Source organism: Tepidanaerobacter sp. GT38 (assembly GCF_021991635.1).
GTDB lineage: Bacteria > Bacillota > Thermosediminibacteria > Thermosediminibacterales > Tepidanaerobacteraceae > DTU063.
The window spans coordinates 1-1066 of record NZ_JAFFJA010000105.1 but is presented as its reverse complement, the minus strand read 5'-3'; the positions used below and the strand labels follow the sequence as shown (position 1 = coordinate 1066).

General features: G+C 43.2%; 1 protein-coding gene. It reads right to left on the bottom strand.

All coding sequences use genetic code 11. From position 1 onward, the window contains the following. A partial coding sequence (locus JT739_RS11670; protein WP_370642670.1) for an ISNCY family transposase occupies positions 1 to 1064 on the bottom strand: 1064 nt, incomplete at its 3' end. Positions 1065 to 1066: the final 2 nt, after the last annotated feature.

The window sequence follows — 1066 nt, the reverse complement described above, 5'->3', positions numbered from 1 at the left end:
CCATTGTATTCCACTCGCACACCTGTTATACTACTAATGAATACATTAACAGTTGCGCGGGTCGGAATGGAAGGCTGGTTTTCTTCTTGAACAACTTTGAACTGTTTTCCATAGAAAGAGAACACGCCACCATTATCGACCCTTCTTTTTTGCTTTACGCAAAGTATACAGTCAAGGTCAATATTTTCAGGGAGAGGACGGAAAGCAGACTTGGCCTCCTGAGGTTCTATGGAAAACGTCCTATTGAACTTTGGTATGTAGCTTTTAAGAAATTCATTAGCCTCATCGATAGTTTTAATTCCTGCTATCTTAAACTCCACAGGTAATCGGGACTGCAAAGTATTCCAGAGGCGCTCTATACGACCCTTAGCCTGAGGTGATCTTGCGATAATTGTGGTAACACCTAGCTCCTTCATAGTTCTCTGGAACTGAGTATCATTGCAAACTTTACCTTCTAACTGCTCTTCGATGGAAAGCTTATCTGCCTTGGTAGAGCGGAAGATAGCGTGGGCATCGCTGTAGATACTGACCGGGATACCGAAATTTAACAACATATATCGGGTGATCTCAAAATAACCGTGCAGGCATTCGTGTTTAGCCAAGTAAAGACCGACAATACTACCTGTGGCATCATCTATAGCGCCGTGGAGAGTATACATATTACCGTCACCGAACCAATCATACGGCGTAGCATCTATCTGAATTAAAAGTCCCATTTGAGGTTTCCTCTTGCGGTGCCTGTGGGGTTTAAAACGCCTTTTCTTTTTAGGGCTTTTGATACCTGCGTTAGTTAGGATACCATAGAGAGCAGAGTAACTAAGCTTTATACCCTCGAACCTTTCGAGAAGCTCCTGAAAATGTTTAAAATTGGCATCCTTGTAAGTATCGGACAGTTTAAGGCTAATAATTTTTTGTCTAAGTTCATCTGGGATAGTGCGGGCGGGCTTACGACCTTGATTTTTATGAATAAGTGCCGCTGGTCCAAGTTCCCTCACTCCTTTTCTCAGGCGTATTACCTGGCGAGCACTCAGGTCTAAAGCCATTGCCGCTTCTTGAACTGTAATGA